Source organism: Nevskia sp., assembly GCF_023266035.1.
GTDB lineage: Bacteria > Pseudomonadota > Gammaproteobacteria > Nevskiales > Nevskiaceae > Nevskia.
This window is the reverse complement of sequence record NZ_JAHFRY010000104.1, coordinates 1-16799: the sequence shown is the minus strand read 5'-3', so window position 1 is coordinate 16799 and position 16799 is coordinate 1. Positions and strand designations below refer to the sequence as shown.

Here is a 16799-nt window from a genome sequence, read left to right as displayed (position 1 = left end):
AAAAATACCCCCAGACTGTACCGGTACCCCCTCGAATGTACGGTTCTGGGGAGGCGTCGGATAGGGCGGTGCCGGCGCGCCCGGTTTCCTCCGCGACGTCTTCCGCGCTTTCACCAATGAAGCGGGTCAGGTCGTCGGGTTCCTGCCTCGCGATGCCCGGTTGGCTCAGTTGGCGTGCGCTGTCGGATTGCTCACCAATGCTTCAACTACGACGGGAGCGGCTGTGCACCGCCAGGAAAAGCGATGACAGGTCCGTCCAACTTGCGTGAAAGGAACAGCCGACTGTTCGGCCGGCATTTCGCCAGCGAAAACTGACTGAGCAGCCGTGAACACAGGTCGAAGCTTGATTCACGTCTTACCTGTGAACTGGTTAGCGCGTGTCTGTGTATGCGAGAAATCCGCGGAGTCTTCTTACCCGCATAGGGAAACGCCAGGGAGTACCTTTTCCGCTCCGGCTCAGTCTGGCTGCGCCCATCCCCAAATGACCGGGGACAACGGGTACAACGGGGACAACCGATACAAGCGACTGACTTATATGAGGAAAATCTGTACCCGGTGCTGGATCCTGTAACGGAAGCGACCGGGGACACCGGGGACAAATCGAAGATTGAAGCCGGTCATTGTCCCCGGTGTCCCCGTTGTGTCCCCAGTAAGAACACATAGACCGGGGACAGCGGAAAGCCCAGCAACAGCGGGCCTCCCAGCGCTTCAGCTTCGCCTTGTCCCCGTTGTCCCCGGCGATTCGTGGAAAGTGTCGCGCGGAAAACTCGGGTCGCGCTCCGCGCTCCTCACGCGCTCGGTTCGGCATCGCCCGGCACGGCTTGCCAGATCGAAGGCAGCACGACATAGCACCAGGTCAAGCCCAGGGCCGGCAGCCGCTCTTTGCGCTTCAGCCGATTGGCTTCCTTCGGCCGCTTGAGCGCGCCGACACTGGCGAGTAGCTGCGCCACCTGTCGCGGATCGAAGCCGGTGCAGATTTCCTGCTCGAACGTCTCCGGCAGCAGGTAGTAGGTCTCGCCGTCCTCGCCGAACACTTCGGTACAGCGGAAGCCGGCGCGCTTCACGGTCACCCAATCCTTGCTGCTCGAATCTTCGCCCCAGTGCTGCAAGCGGGCGCTGGCCTCGTTCTCAAGCCAGCGGCGAACCTGCGCCAGCATGCGCACGGGTTCCAGGTTGCCGGTGCCGCCGCGTGTGTCGATCCATGCGTGCAGGCATCGGCCGCAGGCGGCATCGGCTTCGCCCACTTCCCAGCCGGTGATGCCGGCTTGCGTCGCCAGCTCGCCCGCCGCTGCGATGACGGACAGTCGGCCCGCCACGCGCGATACCTGCCCGTCGATGCCCTTCGGGACATGGCGATCGGTGAAGGCTCGCCGTAGTGCGCGGATCGCGTCCGGCAGTGTGTCCAGGCGCGGCAACAGCGCGCGGAGAAACTCGGGGCCGGCGACGCCGTACACGTCGCCCGCCGCATCGGTGATCGCACGGGACAAGGCCGGGCCGCTGTCGTATCCGCCCAAGGTATTGAAGATCCCGAAGCCCGCGCCGGCATCGGCCGGTATGTCGGCCATTCGGGTTTCCTGTCCGGCCTGCGCTTGCTTGCCGCCTTGTCGCATGTGCTCGGCAAGGCTCAGTTCTCCGGCACTTAGGAACAGCAATCGCCAGGTGATGACGGGGCGAGCCGAACCGCCGCGCCCGGCGCGGGCCTTGCCCTCGCCATTGGCGAGCATGTACGCGGCATCGCCCGCGATACGCGGGTCCATCTGCCCCAGCTCGTCCAGGATCAGCAGGCCGTCGGAGTACTGCGCGGCGATCGACTCAAGCCCGTTGTCGGTGGCACGCCAGCGGCGCATGAAGTCAGGCCCGCCCCAGACGGAAGCCGCCGCCCGCAAAGCCGTAGTCTTGCCGGTGCTCGAAGCGCCGCGCAGATTGAAGCCGCCTGATTCCTCGCCTGCCCAGTGCAGCAGCGGGCCGGCGAACGCGGCCGACACCGCGAACAGCAGCCGGGAATTCCCTCGGCACAGGTCAGCCAGGTCACTGCGCCACTGATCGAGCGTGCCGCGCTCCCGGTAGACATGGCCGCCCGTTGTCTCGCTTTGAAACAGGACGGCTTCGTCGGCCTCGCCGATGGTGCGATCCGGCATCACGAACACGCGGCCATGCCAGCCCGCACGCTCCACACAACGGGCGCGGGCTTCCGGTCGCGATTGTTGGATGTAGTCGGTCAGCAGGTTGCGATTCTTCATCGATACCGGCACGTCGAAGCCCAGGCGCAGCAGCTCCGCGCGCATCTCATCGCCGCCACCCGACAGCAGCCGCATCGGCATGCCCCAGCGGTGCTCGGTGCCATCGGCATCGTTGAAGCTCAGCAGTCGCCCCCAGTTCGTCCCGTCCAGATCGCGCAGGTAAGCCGCAACCTCGATCGGCGGACAGACCCAATAGGGCGCTAGCGGGCTGCCGTCCTTCGGATCGGTGGCGTTGTGCCAGATGCCGCGATCGTCGCGAGTGAAACGGGGTTGCCTGCCGCTGCCGCTCGCCTCGGCAGGCTTGGCGCGGGGCAATACTTGGGCCGCTGGCGCAGCTTCAGGCGTTGCCACTGGCGCAGCCGGCGCGCTGGTCTCGGCATCGCCTGCCGTCTCGAATGCGGCGCGTACAGCGGCCAGGCCATGCACGGCCGCGTAGTCGTTCCAATCCGATCCGGCATCGCCTGCCGGGAACGATGGCGCGATAACTGTTCCGCCTACAGCCTGCGCCGCCTCGGTGGCTTTCGTGATGCCCGGATTGCCTTCGGTGCGGTGATCGTTGTCCGCTGCGATGACGATTTGCGCCGCTGGAAACTTCGCGCGCAGCGCCAGCGCAACGGGCCGCAGGTTGCCGGTATCGAATGCGACTGCCACGGCCTGCCCGGTGGCCTCGCGCAGCGTTGCTGCTGTCGCATAGCCCTCGGCAATCAGCAGCACGGCACCGGGCTTGCCGATCGCGTGATAGTGGCCCGCCTTTGCCATGCCGGACGTGAAGCGCTTGGACCCGTCGGACTGAATGAATTGCAGGCCATGCAGCGCGCCGTCGGCATCGCGGACGGGAATTACCAGCGCTTCGCGGAGCTGCCGGATGCCGTAGCCGCGTACCTGCTTTTTCGCCAGGTACAGATGCTTGGCCGACGGCTTCGGGTTGGCTTCATCCCACAGCTTCGCGGCCTTCTTCCGGGCCTCCGCGCGCACCCGCTGCGCCTCGGCATCACGCTCGCGCCGGATCGCTTCCAGGCGCGCTCGATTGGCCTCGCGCTCGGCTTCGTCCAGCTCGCGCCCGATGTTGGCGTGCCAGGTCTCGGATAGGCCGCGCTTCCAACAGCCGAACTCGCCGGCCGGCAGGCCATCGGCATGCAACACATACCAGCCGTTGCGCTGGTCTCGCCGATCGCCTGATACGCGGAAGCGGTGCAGCTTGCCGTCGGCGTCGATCGTCGCATCGGTGTCGAGTCCGGCCGCGCGCATGGCGCGGCCGAACTGCCCCAAGACTTCGGAGAGCTGCATAGCAAACGTGTCCGATCGCACCGTCAGCGCAAAATCGCGAACGCGTCCCAAACATCCTTAAGTTCTGCGCGGAAGCGCGGCAATACCAATCTCTGATCTATGAACTCATCTGAATTGGAGAGAACGGCGTCCGGCCATGTCTTAGATCGTTCCAATAGGCCGGCTTCAAAATTCAGCTCGTCTATCTGATCTTCGAGCCAAACCCTCTTTGCCATTGCAATGTCGATCCGCGCATCCAAAGCGGCATGTATTTTCTCCTTTAGCTCTGCCTCTTTGTTCCGTAGCTTTTGTGCCATATCGACATGACGGTCGGTTGCTTGCTTCAAGGCGGAATATAGTTCTGCCTCATCGATTGCCAATTGTGTTTCCTTCGGTGGCGGCACGTCGAAGCCAGAAATAACTGCGTTGATGATTTCGCTGCCACGGTCATCCCGGTATGAAGCTAGCCGGTCTGCCGCCTCATTGCGGCGAGCTGTAAGCACATCGACAGCAGCGGCCAGCTTCAGCACTTGTGGCCGCAATTTCTCAATGTCAGTTTTCATGACGCGAATGCCGTTGCGCGCCATCGCCAACGTGGCTTCCGAACAGATCAAACGTTGCGTCATATCCCGGTCGATCTGCTGCACCCCAAACACCTGTTCGGGGAATGATTTAAGTTTCTTCTTCAAGCACTCCAACGCGCCTTCGGGAATCAACTTCGACATTTGTGCATCTCCTTGAGTGATGGCCTCGGAACGAGACCGATCTAAAAAAACGAAAAGGGCGTGATTCGCAGCGATTCGCGTCGCGACTCGGGACCACACGCGAGAAGCGCAACGGGAGCCACCTTCGAGCAACTCGAAAAAGCATTCCGCGCAGACATAGGCGGTCAGGCAACGCGAGTCGTGCCCACCTGTCACGCGTGAAACTGGATACAAAGGCGCGACCGTGCCGCAGCCGGGGCAGCCCCAGACGATTAGCCGTCTCATGGCAGCCCCCCGTAATGCGGCGCGACGATGGCGTGCACATATCCGGCTTGCAGCGCTTCATCTGCGCTCAGCCAGCGGTCACCTGCGGCGATCAACTGCGTTAGTTCGTGGGCCACGCTCCGGCCGCTTATACGGGCCATCGCTGCTGCCAATGCTTGGTTCGTCTGGTCGATCAAATCGGCAGCGATGCCGAAGACCGGCCCATCGCCAGCGACATAAGCGATTGCGCCGTGGAACATGAGGAAGGCATCGGCCTCGATCTCAACCCGGTCACCCGCCATCGCGACCAATGCACCCGCGCTACTGGCGATCCTGCGAACTCTGGTCACTGTCGGGCGGCCATCGCAGCGGATGGCGTCATAGATCGCGATGCCTTCGCGCGCAGAACCGCCCCACGACGTGACTTGTACAACTGGCATCGGATCGCCACACGCCCGCAGCGCCGCCAGCACATCCGTGTAGAAAACGGCATCGGCTTCCGTCGGATCACCAATCGCGCCGTCTATCACGATCAAGCCCGCATCCCGATCAGTGCACGAATGACCGCGCGCAACGCGCGTATCAGGACGTGTGTTGATCGGCTCTCCGATAGCTTTTGGAGCGCTGCGCGCGCGTTCTCGCGCTTACAGCGAGGGCAGTGAACAAGACCGGGCCGAGACTCATCCTTGTGTGCGAGCCAATCGAGAACGGCCGCAAGGTCGTACAGGTGTCCTTCGCCGTTCGATAGATCGCTGTGCGTTTTGATCGGGCAAGGATTCGGCTGGCGGATCCACTGCCGCACGGCTTCCGCCCTCCAATCGCCAACCCCAAGCCGGCTCAATTCGGCGACAAGCTGACGGCCCGTCAACAGAGGAATGGGCTTCATGCGCGCTTCAGATCGCTTGGCCGGGCGGCCTCAATCTTCCCGGCAATCCAGGTATCAACCTCGGATTCGATCCATGCACGGCTGCGGCCATTCAGTTCGATCGGGGCGGGAAACTCGCCGGATTGAACCAAGGCATACAACGACGAACGGGATAGGCCAGTGCGTAACTCGACCTGATCCCGCCGCAACAGCGATTGTTTGTGCTGACTGACCATCTAGAGTCCCCCTGATGCCGGGCGGGTCGCCTCGGTACAAGGATTCTCTGGGGCCTACGGGGTGTGATTCACGGACAAATGAACCGACTTTGCAACGCTGCGGCATAGCCACGACGAAGCTCGGCGACCTTCGATCGCGAGATAACACGACGCGTTGCGATGCTGCGATCGGAGTGCCCACTAATGATTAGGGCTAGAACTTCGACCACTTCATTGGCGTCCCAGGGGGGGCGCTTCGGGACGGACAGGTATTCGCCGGTCCGGCCTTTCGCCAATTCGCGAAGCGACTGGCAAAGCATCCAGAGCACAAATAAGAGCAGGAACGCTTGGTAATCAAAGCAGCGAACCCCAGCGCGATTGGTGATCGCCATGCCGAGAACGCGAGCACGATGCCTGCGTTCGTAGCTGTCAACGCGGTATTTTGACAGGTACACCCGGCGACCTCGCCAGCGATCCCAGAGAGCATCAGGAAGCGCGTCGGCCGGCAAAGCTTCTACAGCCTTTTCGACGCTCCCGATCCACTCTTTGACAAAAATCGATCGTGGCGCAGTTACTTCAGGCCACGTTGGGAAAAGCTTGAATAAGATGGAGAAGAAAGCGGCATCAAGTTCCGCGTCGGACAACTTCAATGTCCGCATGCCGGAATGATCGATGCCGCTCCTGCCACGCATCATCGGCAATTCACAGTTTCACAAGATGTCCGTCGCGCTCGCCGTGCTCTCATCGCGCATCAATCTTCCGGCAGGCCACGCGCAATATCGAGCATGAATATCGCCGATTGGAGGCTTTCCATGTCTACAGGGTCGCTGACTCTGCCAATCCCGATATCGTTTAGAAGCGTGCGAGCGCCATGCAATAAGGTCGACCGAAGCGAGTCGATATCCTCGCGACTTTGCCCCGCTGGAAAGATCGCTCGTATCCCGCCGATCATCACTTCTGTACCGCCGCCAACCTCGGCACAAGCTTGCTTCATGGTGCTTCTCCATGTTGCGAGTCAGGGCCGGTGCTGTGTCACTAGCACGCCATCGGCCCGCCTCATTGCCCCGCGTGATCCGGCGCGGGGCTTGCCGGTCCTGCTCATACCTGCATGTTCTACCCGCTGACTGAGGTACTAGGCGACGTCGTGGGCTTTGGCCCATTCGATGTGCGCGGCAGCTCGCAGAGCTTCGCTTAGCTCAAGTAGATGAATCGCCGACCAGACAACACGCTCATCAATACTCGCGTGAATGCTGTTCGAAACAGCATGCTCAAGCATGTCGCGTGCTGTACATCCGTACATTCCAGAATCGGCCAAGCATTGGTCGACGGTGATACCGGCCGGAATTGCAAGTGGCGTGCTGCACACATAGAAATGATGGTCGCGGCCGGTGACAGGCTCAGCTTTGTTAGGCTTCTCGACAGCTTGCTTCATGGTGCTTCTCCATGTTTCGAGTCAGGGCCGATGACGTGTCACTAGCACGCCATCGGCCCGCTTCATTGCCCCGCGTGATCCGGCGCAGGGCTTGCCGGTCTAAGTCATGCCTGCCGCCGTATCGCGGTGACGTTGCCGCCCGCTTGCAGGCTGTCGATTTCATCGGCCCATGCCTGCATCATCTGCCGCCGCTGGCTTAGGTACTGCGCGCCGTTGTAGATCGCGCGGATGTCGTCTTCATCGCCGTGCGACAGCTGGCGCTCGATCCAATCGCGGTTGTAGCCGCGCTCGTTCAGCGCGGTCGATATCAGATGCCGGAAGCCGTGTCCGGTCTGTCGCCCGCCATAGCCGATCCGCTTTATTGCGGTGTTCACCGTGTTTTCGCTCATTGGTCGATCGCGGTGATCGCGGGACGGGAAGGCGAGGGGACTGCGCTCGTTCAGTGCGCGCAGCTCGCGCAGCAGCACGACGGCCTGCGCCGGCAGTGGCACGACGTGCGGCCGGCCCATCTTCATCCGCTCTGCCGGGATGCTCCAGGTTGCTTCGTCCAGGTCGAACTCGGACCACGGTGCGGCGCGCAGCTCGCTGGGGCGCGCGGCTGTCAGCAGGTGCAGGCGGATCGCGATGGCGGTCCCTCGATCGCCGCGATAGTCGGCCAGCGCCTTCAGGAAGCCGGGCAGCTCCCCGATCGGCAGATGCGGATGCGCGCGGCGCGCGGGCGCTGCGGCCGCGACCACATGCAGATCGGTTGCGCGGTTGATCTCCACCGCGCCCTCGACCATCGCGAACTGAAAGATGCCGTTCAGCCAGCCCCGGCATTTCTTCGCCACGTCCAGAGCATCGCGGGCTTCGATCTTGCGCAGCACGCCGACCAACTCGGGGCGGGTGATCTCCGCGATCGGCCGCGCCCTCAATGCGGGCAACAGGTCGCGGTCGAGATACAGCCGGGCCTTGTCGTGCGACGCGGGGGACCATTCGCCGCTTTTCTTCTTGAACCACTTTTCCGCCATCACGCCGAAGGTGTGTTCGCGTGTGGCGCGCTCTGCATCTCGCGTCGCCTTGCGATGGTCGGCAGGATCGGTGCCCTGCGCCAGCAACTTGCGGGCAGCGTCGCGGGCTTCGCGGGCCTTCGCCAGCTCGATCTCGGGATAGGTGCCGATCGCCAGCAGCTTTTCCTTGCCGTCGAAGCGGTACTTCAGCCGCCAACGCTTGCCGCCCTCAGGCATTACCAGGAGGAACAGGCCGCCGCCGTCGAACAGCTTGCGCGGCTTCAAGGCGGGCTTGGCGTTGCGGACCTCGATCGCGGTCAACATGGCTGGGGGTACTTCCGGCGCTGGGGGTACTTTTGGGGGTACGCGGATTTTGGCCTTTTCGTACCCCCAATCTGGGGGTATCTGCCATCTACGTACCCCCAAAAGTACCCCCAAAGAATCCGGATGTCTACGGACGCCACCGGACCGTCCCGGACTATATGCCGGGACGATGTTCTGATTTATAAGGATTTTTTGGACTTCGCCGGACCCTGCCGGACTAAAAACTGGTGCCTAAGGAGAGACTCGAACTCTCACGAGGGGTTACCTCGGCGGATTTTGAATCCGCTGCGTCTACCGATTCCGCCACTCAGGCCCGCGCTGCTCCCGCACTGTATCGACGGGGCCGGCATTATAGCGGCCGATCGCGGGTTGGCTGCGATCTTTTGTCGTGTTCTGTCCATCTTTCCGTCGCCATGCAACGCAGTGATTTCCGTTACGAGCTTCCTTCCGAGCTGATTGCCCAGGTTCCGCCGGCCACCCGCAGTGGCGGCCGGATGCTGGTGGTCGATGCCACGACAGACAACTTTCAGGATGCCTGCGTCGTCGATCTGCCGGCCGAGCTGCGCGCCGGCGATCTGCTGGTGCTGAACGACACGCGGGTGATCCGGGCGCGGTTGCACGGCGTCAAGGAATCGGGCGGCAGGATCGAGGCGATGATCGAGCGGGTGCTCGATACGCGCCGCGCGCTGGCACAGATCAAGGCCAGCAAGACGCCGAAGGCGGGCAGCACCCTGCTATTCGCGGACGGTGCCTTGACCGCCACCGTGCTCGCCAAGCACGACGATCTGTACGAGCTCGAGTTCGAGACCGAGGATCTGCTGGCCTCGCTCGATGCTCACGGCGAGTTGCCGCTGCCGCCGTACATCCAGCGCACGGCAGACGAGCGCAAATCCAGCGCCAGCGATGACGCGCGTTATCAGACGGTATGGGCGCGCGAGCCGGGCGCGGTGGCCGCGCCAACGGCGAGTCTGCATTTCGACGAGGCGATGCTGGCCGCGATCCGTGCGCGTGGCGTGACCATCGCGTTCACCACCTTGCATGTCGGCGCCGGCACCTTCCAGCCGGTGCGGGTCGATGATCTGGCGACGCACGTCATGCATGCCGAGCGGCTGACGGTGACGGCCGAACTTGCGCAGGCGGTTGCCGATGCGAAAGCGCGCGGTGGACGGATCGTTGCGGCCGGCACCACCGTGGTCCGGGCGCTGGAAACGGCGTCAGCCGAGACCGGCATCGTCGCGCCGTATCAGGGCGAGACGCGGCTGTTCATCACGCCCGGTTATGCGTTCCGCGTGGTCGATGCGCTGCTGACCAATTTCCATCTGCCGGAATCGACACTACTGATGCTGGTCTGCGCGTTCGGGGGCTATCAGCGGGTGATGGCCGCGTATCAGCATGCCGTCGAGCAGCGCTATCGCTTCTTCTCTTACGGCGATGCGATGTGGCTGCCGCTGCGTGCCAGCCAGTCCAGCGCGCCCTGAGCGGCAGTACGGCCGCTGGCGAAACAGGCCGTGAGCAGGTAGCCGCCGGTCGGCGCTTCCCAGTCGAGCATTTCGCCGGCGCAGAAGGTGCCGGGACGTTGCAGGACCATCAGCCGCGCGTCCAGCGCTTCGAAGCGGACGCCACCAGCAGTCGAGATCGCATCGTCGATCGGCCGGGTGGCGTGCAGCGGCACGGTGAGCGTCTTGATCTGTGCGGCCAGTGAGGCGGGATCGGCGAAGGCTTCTTCCGGCGCACATTCACGCAGCAGCGAAGCCTTCACGCCATCGATGCCGGCGCGATGCAGATGCTTGGCCATCGACTGCGAACCGCGCGGCTTGGCCAGGCGTTCGCTGATCGCAGCCAGCGAGACGCCGGGCATCAGGTCCAGTTCCAGGCGGGCGACGCCGTGGGCGCTGATCGCCTCCCGCAAGGCCGGCGACAGCGCGTAGATCAGGCTGCCTTCCACGCCGACGCCGGTGATGATGAATTCGCCTTGCCGGAATTCGGCGTCGCCGCCTTGTTCAGGGCTCAAGCGAGCGGCCACCGGCTTGACCGGCTGCCCGGCGCAGCGGCTGCGCAGGATGTCGCTCCAGCGGCTTTCGAAGCCGCAGTTGCTGGGCGCAAGCGGTGCGACGTCGACGCCTTTTTCGGTGAGCAGTGGCACCCAGCGACCATCGGAGCCGAGCCGTCGCCAGCTGCCGCCGCCGAGTGCGAGCACCACGGCATCCACTGCCACCGCGACTTCGCCGGCTGGCGTGGAGAAACGCAGCGCGCCGTCATCAAACCAACCGGCCCAGCGATGGCGCAGATGGAAGTGCACGCCGCTCTCGCGCAGCCGGCGCAGCCAGCCGCGCAGCAGCGGCGCGGCCTTGAGATCGCTTGGGAATACGCGGTTGGAGCTGCCGATGAAGGTTTCCACGCCGAGGCTTTTCGCCCAGTCGCGCAGCTGATCTGCGCCGAAGCTTTCGAGCATCGGCCGGATCGCTGCCGCGCGCGTGCCGTAGCGCGATACGAACGGTTCGAAGCTTTCGCCGTGCGTCAGGTTCAGGCCGCCCTTGCCGGCGATCAGGAACTTGCGGCCGCAGTTGGCCATGGCGTCATAGACATCGACGGTGACGCCGGCGGCGGCCAGGGTTTCCGCCGCCATCAAGCCGGCCGGGCCTCCGCCGATGACGGCGACGCGGCGTTGCGGGTTTGTCGTCACGAGCGTGATTTGCGCAGCACGACGCTGATCGCACCATTGGTTTCCAGCATCGCCAAGCGAACCTCTTCGATACGAATGCAGCCGGCCTTGCGCAGCGCGGCATTGATGTCACGCCGGGACAGGTTGGCGGCGGCGAGATTTTCGGCACGCAGGCGGCCGTTGCGAATCAGGACCTGCGGCCGGCCGCCGATCAGACGATCGAGGCGATTGCTGGCGGTGGTCGCGTAGTCGAGCAGGAAGTTGATCGTCACCAGGGTCGCGGCAGAAATCAGGCCGCCGATCAGGGAGTTGTCGCCGCCATTCATCGAGTTCTGCACGGCGTTCGACAGCACCAGCAGCAGGATCAGATCAAACGGCGACAGCTGCCCGACCTGTCGCCGCCCGGTCATCCGCAGCAGTACCAGCAGGAACACATAGACGGCGATGGAGCGAAGCACCAGCTCCCACCACGGTACGGTCAGTTGCCACATCGATGCGGTCTCCGGCGATTCGGCCGCCATGATGCAACCCAGTCTTCGTTACCGCAGTGGCCCTTACCGCAGTGCCGACGCGCCTCAGATCCGGTTCAGATGCCGATCGGCCGGCGCTGGCGGGTTGTACTGGTAGATCCAGGTTTCGCTCAGCGGCTGGCCGACGCTCTTCAGGAACAGGCGCAGGTCGATCGGATCGGTCGAGTCATCCGGCGGCTTCAGATCGAAGATCGCGCGGTAGCCGTTGATCTCCTTCAGCGGCCGCGCCGAGGTCAGTTCGATAGTGCCGCGCGAAGCAGTGATGACCGCTTCCACCTTGGTGTCGCGGCCCAGCAGGCCGAGATCGCCGCCGGCGAAATCGACCACGAAGCGCCAGGAGAAATAGCTGCGCTTGACCCCGGCGGCACCGCCGAGACCGGTACGCGTGGCCTGCACGGTCGCCAGCCGCGGCGCAGCCGGGGGCTTGCGGCCCCAGTGCAGGCGGTAGGCGAACAGCAGTTCCTCGCCCGGCATCGGCTTCTTCTCCGGGTTCCAGAACGCCACCATGTTGTCGAAGGTTTCGTCCTGGGTCGGAATCTCGACCAGCTGCACCGAGCCCTTGCCCCAATCGCCCTTCGGCTCGACCCAGAGGCTCGGCCGCAGATCGTAGTAAGCACCGTCGTCCTGGTAGTGATCGAAGTTGTGATCACGCTGCATCAGGCCGAAGCCACGCGGGTTGTTGTCGGAAAACGAGTTGAAGCGCAGGCCGACCGGATTGACCAGCGGCCGCCAGATCCATTCACCAGCGCCGGTCCACATCTGCAGGCCGTCGGAGTCGTGGATTTCCGGACGGTAGTCGTAGGCCATGCGGCGGTCGTTCTCGCCGGTCTGATACATGCTGGTGCCGGGTGCGATGCCGAGGCGGTCGATCTTGCGGCGCGGATAGAGCGCGGCGTCGATCTCCATGACGTGGCTGGCGCCGGGGGAAATCTCGAAGCGATAGGCGCCGGACACGCTCGGCGAATCCATCAGCGCGTAGATCACCAGCTTGTTCGAGCCGGCCGCCGGGCGTTCCAGCCAGTAGCTGGTGAAGCGCGGGAATTCCTCGGGTGTCGGCGCGCCGGTATCGATCGCCAGGCCGCGCGCCGACATGCCGTACTGCCAGTCGCCGCCCACCGCGCGGAAGTAGCTGGCACCGAGCCAGGCGCCGACATCGCGCTCCAGATCGGTATGGAACAGCACGCGGAAGCCGGCGAAGCCGAGATCGTTCGGCAGCTGATTGGCCTTGACGCCGGACTTGCCGAAATCGAACAAGGTCGAGTCGTAGGCGATTTCCTGCGCCTGGCCGTTGACGATCTCGAACATCCGGACCGGGTCCTTGAAGAACAGGCCCATATGGAAGAAGCGAACCTGGAACGACAGATCGTCCTTCGCCCAGAGGCCGCGATCGGCGCGGTAGCGGATGTTCTGGTAGCGATCGAAATCGAGACCCTGCAAGGTTTTCGGCAAGTCGCTGGGCGGAGCGAGATAGGCCACCGAGGCCATCTGCCGCGCCTGGCCCTTGAGCCAGCTGTAGTCGAAGGCCTGGGGCTTGCCGAGCTGCTTGAGCTTGCCGCGGTCGGCGGCTTCAGCGGCTGGTGCGGCCAGGCCGGTGGCCAGTACGCCGGCACCGGCCGACAGGGATTTCAGCAGTTCACGTCTTTGCATGGTCGAGCTTTCGGGTTGGGGGCCAGGCGGTGGGAGCGCGTCGGCGTTCGCCATAATATCCGCATGGCTCTCATCTCTACCGGCACCTGTGCTGGAACCATCACCGGACTGTTCGCCGGCCGCGTGCAGGCCATGCCTGGCGACGGCCGGCCGACGGCGATCTTCAAGCAGCCGGTGATCGGGGCGATGGCGGTCGGGCCGGAGGGTCTGGTCGACGATGCGCAGGCGGATCGCAGAGTTCATGGCGGGCCGGAAAAGGCCCTGCATCACTTCCCGCTGGAAACCCATGCGCGGCTCGCGGCGCTGTTTCCGGAGGCGGCCGCGACTCTGGTCGCTGGTGCGCTCGGCGAGAACATCTCGACTTCCGGCATCGAGGAAAAGCACGTCTGCATCGGCGACGTGTTCGCGCTCGGCAGCGTTCGCGTGCAGCTCTGCCAGCCGCGCACGCCGTGCTGGAAGATCGAGGCGCGGCACGGCGTTGACGGCATGACCCGGGCAGTGGCCGATGCCGGCATTGCCGGCTGGTATTACCGGGTGCTGGAGGCGGGCATGGTCGCCGCCGGTGATCGCTATCAACTCATCGACCGAATTCCTGCCGCGCCGACCCTGGTCCGGTTCTGGGACATCGTCCACGCCCATCGTCCGCCGCTGGCCGATCTGGAAGCGCTGCGCGACGCACCGGGCCTTGCCTCGAACTGGCAGCGCAAGCTTGCCGATCGCGTCGACTGGCTGCGCCGCAACTGAAATCACCCGCATGACTTCCGTGAAGCTGCCGGACTATCCGGCACTGGCCGCGCTGCCGGCGCTGCGCGAAGCGCTGGCGATGCCGGGCGGCCGCGCCGTGCTGGCCGCGCCGCCGGGTTCCGGCAAGACCACGGTGGTGCCGCTGGCGCTGCTCGACGAGCCCTGGCTGCGCGGCAAGAAGATCGTGATGCTCGAGCCGCGCCGGGTTGCCGCCCGCGCCTCGGCAGCGCGAATGGCTAGCCTGCTCGGCGAGAAGAGCGGCGAGACCGTCGGTTATCAGGTGCGCTTCGAGCGCAAGATCGGCCCGGCGACGCGCATCGAAGTGATCACCGAAGGCCTGCTGACCCGGCGCCTGCAGGCTGATCCGGAACTTCCCGGCGTCGGTCTGGTGATCTTCGACGAGTTCCACGAGCGCAGCCTCGATGCCGATCTGGCGCTGGCCCTGACCCTGGACGCCGCCGCCTCGCTGAACGAAGCGCTGCGGGTGCTGGTGATGTCGGCGACGCTCGATACCGAGCGCGTTTCGGCCATGCTCGGCGGCGCGCCGATCGTCACCGCGTCGGGCCGGATGTTTCCGGTCGAGGTGCGTTTCGCGCCGCCACGTCCGGGTACGTCCACCGATATTGCGGTCGCCGATGCCTGCGCAGCCGCGCTCGCGGAACGGGAGGGCGACGTGCTCGCTTTCCTGCCCGGTGGCCGGGAGATACGTGGCGCCCAGCGCATCCTTGAATCGCGGCTCGGGACCGGTGTCGTCGTGCACCCGCTGTATGGCGATCTGTCGAGCGCCGAGCAGGATCTGGCACTGGCGCCGAACCGTGATGGCCGACGCAAGGTGATCCTGGCGACCAACATCGCCCAGACCAGCCTGACCGTCGAAGGCGTGACCACGGTCGTCGATGCCGGGCTGGCGCGAGTCGCCCGTTTCGATCTCGGCGCTGGTGCCAATGCGCTGGAACTGCAGAGAATTTCCCGCGCCAGTGCCGAACAGCGCGCTGGCCGCGCTGGCCGCCTCGGGCCGGGAACTGCCGTCCGCCTGTGGAGCCGCGATCAGCACGGTCAACTGCCGGCGCATGACACGCCGGACATCCTCGCCGTCGATCTGTCGCGGCTGGCGCTGGAACTCGGCGTCTGGGGTGTGTCCGATCCGGCGACCCTGGCGCTGATGGATCAGCCGCCTGCCGCTTCCTGGTCGCAGGCGCGTGAAGTGCTGACGGCGATCGGCGCGGTCGGCACCGATGGCCGGATCACTGCACACGGCAAGGCGCTGGCACGCTTGCCGGCGACGCCGCGCATCGCTCACATGCTGATGGTCGCGAAAGCCGCCGGCTTGGCCGGCACTGCGGCCTGGACCGCCGCCGTGCTCGATGAGCGTGACAGCGGCGCCGATCTCGCCCAGGCAGTGCGCAACGCCCATTCCGGGAAGGCCGATGCCGGCGCGCTGCGGCGGATGCGCGAAACCGTGCGCCAGCTGCTGCGGCTGGTCGATGCCGACGAGCGGGCGACGACCGATGCCGATGCCATTGGCCGGATCGTAGCGATGGCTTACCCCGAACGGCTGGCGCGGCGGCGGACGGAAACCCGCGGCGCGCGGGATGTCGGCTATCTGTGCGCCGATGGCGGCGAGGCGCGAATCCCCGAGCGCGATGTGCTGGCAGCGTCCGAGTGGCTGGCGATCGCCCACTGGGAACCGGGCAATCCGCGCCGGATTCGTGCCGCAGCGGCCTTGTCCGAGCGCGAGGTGCTGGTCGACCAGGCGGCGCGGATCGTCAATCTGGCAGATGTCGCCTGGAACGAGCAGCAGCAGGCGGTGCTCGCCGAGCGCCAGACGCGGCTTGGCGCGATCGTGCTGGAACGCAAGCCGATGAACCAGCCGGATGGCGAGCGCCAGCGGGCGGCGATGATCGAAGGCATCCGCAGCCTGGGAATCGCCGCGTTGCCGTGGAGCGAGGGCGCGCGGCAATGGCAGGCGCGGGTCGCGAGCCTGCGGGCCTGGCGCAGCGTTGATGACTGGCCGGATGTGTCCGACGAGGCGTTGGCCGAATCCCTGAGCGAGTGGCTGACGCCGTATCTGTCCGGCATCACCCGGCGCGAGCATCTGGCGCGGCTCGATCTGGCTGGCATCCTCAACGGCCGTCTCGACTATCCGCAGCAGCAGCGGCTGTCGCGGCTGGCGCCGACCCATGTCGACGTGCCGAGCGGCTCGCGAGTCGCGCTCGAGTACCTGGCCGACGGCGCGCCGCCGGTGCTGGCGGTGAAGCTGCAGGAACTGTTTGGCGCCACGCAGACGCCGACGGTCAACGAAGGGCGCGTGGCGGTCTCGCTGCACCTGCTGTCGCCCGGGCGAAGGCCGATCCAGGTGACCCGCGATCTAGCCGGTTTCTGGGCCCGCACCTACGAGGAAGTTCGCAAGGAACTGAAGGGGCGCTATCCGCGTCATCCCTGGCCGGATGACCCGCTGGCAGCGGCGCCAACGGCCCGAGCCAAGCCGCGCGGGACCTGATTGGCGGCTTCTCGAAGGAATTGCAGTCAAACCCGCAAGTTTTGCTTGACGCCCACCAGCGATATCCCCAGAATCCGCCGCTCGCTGTGCTGACCGTCACGGGGAGAGATACTCAAGCGGCCAACGAGGGCAGACTGTAAATCTGCTGACTAACGTCTACGAAGGTTCGAATCCTTCTCTCTCCACCACCGGCGACTGTCGCGAATGCTGGACCGGGCTCAGAGTTTGGGCAGGGCAGGCGGGTGTAGCTCAATGGTAGAGCTGTAGCCTTCCAAGCTACTGACGTGGGTTCGATTCCCATCACCCGCTCCAACCGTCAGGCAGGCGTCGTCAAAGCAGCAGCAGTACCGAGTTTCGCTCACATAGCTCAGTCGGTAGAGCACTTCCTTGGTAAGGAAGAGGTCATCGGTTCGATTC

General features: G+C 64.9%; 14 protein-coding genes and 3 tRNA genes. 5 read left to right on the top strand and 12 right to left on the bottom strand.

Annotated elements, in window-relative coordinates; all coding sequences use genetic code 11:
• Window positions 1-788 precede the first annotated feature (788 nt).
• From Q0D45_RS15615 to Q0D45_RS15575, 9 genes are all read right to left on the bottom strand, one after another.
• Complete coding sequence (locus Q0D45_RS15615; protein ID WP_293394694.1) at window positions 789-3527, bottom strand: DUF927 domain-containing protein; 2739 nt, start codon at window positions 3525-3527, stop codon at window positions 789-791.
• Window positions 3528-3550: 23 nt separating this feature from the next.
• On the bottom strand, window positions 3551-4231 hold the full coding sequence (locus tag Q0D45_RS15610; protein WP_293394691.1) for a hypothetical protein: 681 nt from the start codon (window positions 4229-4231) through the stop codon (window positions 3551-3553).
• Between the two features lie 260 nt (window positions 4232-4491).
• Window positions 4492-5004 (bottom strand): ATP-dependent Clp protease proteolytic subunit, encoded by a 513-nt coding sequence (locus Q0D45_RS15605; RefSeq protein ID WP_293394697.1) that lies wholly within the window; start codon window positions 5002-5004, stop codon window positions 4492-4494.
• 352 nt (window positions 5005-5356) lie between these two features.
• Window positions 5357-5575, bottom strand: a complete 219-nt coding sequence (locus Q0D45_RS15600; protein WP_293394688.1) for an AlpA family transcriptional regulator — start codon at window positions 5573-5575, stop codon at window positions 5357-5359.
• 68 nt (window positions 5576-5643) lie between these two features.
• Window positions 5644-6249 carry a hypothetical protein gene (locus tag Q0D45_RS15595; RefSeq protein WP_293394685.1) on the bottom strand — a complete coding sequence of 202 codons (606 nt, stop codon included), beginning with the start codon at window positions 6247-6249 and terminating at the stop codon, window positions 5644-5646.
• Between the two features lie 56 nt (window positions 6250-6305).
• Complete coding sequence (locus Q0D45_RS15590) at window positions 6306-6548, bottom strand: hypothetical protein (RefSeq protein WP_293394682.1); 243 nt, start codon at window positions 6546-6548, stop codon at window positions 6306-6308.
• A 138-nt stretch (window positions 6549-6686) separates the two neighbouring features.
• Window positions 6687-6986 carry a hypothetical protein gene (locus tag Q0D45_RS15585; RefSeq protein WP_293394679.1) on the bottom strand — a complete coding sequence of 100 codons (300 nt, stop codon included), beginning with the start codon at window positions 6984-6986 and terminating at the stop codon, window positions 6687-6689.
• A 104-nt stretch (window positions 6987-7090) separates the two neighbouring features.
• On the bottom strand, window positions 7091-8299 hold the full coding sequence (locus Q0D45_RS15580) for an integrase arm-type DNA-binding domain-containing protein (protein WP_293394676.1): 1209 nt from the start codon (window positions 8297-8299) through the stop codon (window positions 7091-7093).
• 225 nt (window positions 8300-8524) lie between these two features.
• A tRNA-Leu gene (locus Q0D45_RS15575) sits at window positions 8525-8612 on the bottom strand.
• Between the two features lie 100 nt (window positions 8613-8712).
• Between Q0D45_RS15575 and queA the strand changes: the two genes are divergently transcribed.
• Complete coding sequence (gene queA / locus Q0D45_RS15570; protein ID WP_293394673.1) at window positions 8713-9777, top strand: tRNA preQ1(34) S-adenosylmethionine ribosyltransferase-isomerase QueA; 1065 nt, start codon at window positions 8713-8715, stop codon at window positions 9775-9777.
• Here queA and Q0D45_RS15565 read toward each other — a convergent pair.
• The 3 genes from Q0D45_RS15565 to Q0D45_RS15555 all read right to left on the bottom strand — a co-directional run bounded on the left by Q0D45_RS15565 (window position 9723) and on the right by Q0D45_RS15555 (window position 13138).
• Window positions 9723-10991 (bottom strand): TIGR03862 family flavoprotein, encoded by a 1269-nt coding sequence (locus tag Q0D45_RS15565; protein ID WP_366946473.1) that lies wholly within the window; start codon window positions 10989-10991, stop codon window positions 9723-9725. The genes queA and Q0D45_RS15565 overlap by 55 nt on opposite strands.
• Window positions 10979-11452, bottom strand: a complete 474-nt coding sequence (locus Q0D45_RS15560; RefSeq protein WP_366946472.1) for a YetF domain-containing protein — start codon at window positions 11450-11452, stop codon at window positions 10979-10981. Before Q0D45_RS15560 ends, Q0D45_RS15565 begins: the two co-directional genes overlap by 13 nt.
• An 84-nt stretch (window positions 11453-11536) precedes the next feature.
• Window positions 11537-13138, bottom strand: coding sequence for a glucan biosynthesis protein (locus Q0D45_RS15555; RefSeq protein WP_293394665.1), 1602 nt, complete (start codon window positions 13136-13138; stop codon window positions 11537-11539).
• 63 nt (window positions 13139-13201) lie between these two features.
• On the opposite strand from Q0D45_RS15555, the gene Q0D45_RS15550 reads away from it, so the two are divergent.
• The 4 genes from Q0D45_RS15550 to Q0D45_RS15535 all read left to right on the top strand — a co-directional run bounded on the left by Q0D45_RS15550 (window position 13202) and on the right by Q0D45_RS15535 (window position 16694).
• The gene (locus tag Q0D45_RS15550; RefSeq protein WP_293394662.1) at window positions 13202-13882 is read left to right on the top strand and encodes an MOSC domain-containing protein; all 681 of its coding nucleotides are present in this window, start codon (window positions 13202-13204) and stop codon (window positions 13880-13882) included.
• Window positions 13883-13892: 10 nt separating this feature from the next.
• Complete coding sequence (hrpB, locus tag Q0D45_RS15545) at window positions 13893-16382, top strand: ATP-dependent helicase HrpB (RefSeq protein ID WP_293394659.1); 2490 nt, start codon at window positions 13893-13895, stop codon at window positions 16380-16382.
• A gap of 102 nt (window positions 16383-16484) precedes the next feature.
• Window positions 16485-16570, top strand: a tRNA-Tyr gene (locus Q0D45_RS15540).
• A gap of 50 nt (window positions 16571-16620) precedes the next feature.
• Window positions 16621-16694: transfer RNA gene (locus tag Q0D45_RS15535), tRNA-Gly, on the top strand.
• Window positions 16695-16799: the final 105 nt, after the last annotated feature.

Coding starts and splice junctions, on each gene's coding strand:
- hrpB (WP_293394659.1), top strand. CDS start 13,893: ATGACTTCCGTGAAGCTGCCGGACTATCCGGCACTGGCCGCGCTGCCG.
- Q0D45_RS15580 (WP_293394676.1), bottom strand. CDS start 8,299: ATGTTGACCGCGATCGAGGTCCGCAACGCCAAGCCCGCCTTGAAGCCG.
- Q0D45_RS15610 (WP_293394691.1), bottom strand. CDS start 4,231: ATGTCGAAGTTGATTCCCGAAGGCGCGTTGGAGTGCTTGAAGAAGAAA.
- Q0D45_RS15595 (WP_293394685.1), bottom strand. CDS start 6,249: ATGATGCGTGGCAGGAGCGGCATCGATCATTCCGGCATGCGGACATTG.
- Q0D45_RS15560 (WP_366946472.1), bottom strand. CDS start 11,452: ATGTGGCAACTGACCGTACCGTGGTGGGAGCTGGTGCTTCGCTCCATC.
- Q0D45_RS15550 (WP_293394662.1), top strand. CDS start 13,202: ATGGCTCTCATCTCTACCGGCACCTGTGCTGGAACCATCACCGGACTG.
- queA (WP_293394673.1), top strand. CDS start 8,713: ATGCAACGCAGTGATTTCCGTTACGAGCTTCCTTCCGAGCTGATTGCC.
- Q0D45_RS15600 (WP_293394688.1), bottom strand. CDS start 5,575: ATGGTCAGTCAGCACAAACAATCGCTGTTGCGGCGGGATCAGGTCGAG.
- Q0D45_RS15615 (WP_293394694.1), bottom strand. CDS start 3,527: ATGCAGCTCTCCGAAGTCTTGGGGCAGTTCGGCCGCGCCATGCGCGCG.
- Q0D45_RS15590 (WP_293394682.1), bottom strand. CDS start 6,548: ATGAAGCAAGCTTGTGCCGAGGTTGGCGGCGGTACAGAAGTGATGATC.
- Q0D45_RS15555 (WP_293394665.1), bottom strand. CDS start 13,138: ATGCAAAGACGTGAACTGCTGAAATCCCTGTCGGCCGGTGCCGGCGTA.
- Q0D45_RS15585 (WP_293394679.1), bottom strand. CDS start 6,986: ATGAAGCAAGCTGTCGAGAAGCCTAACAAAGCTGAGCCTGTCACCGGC.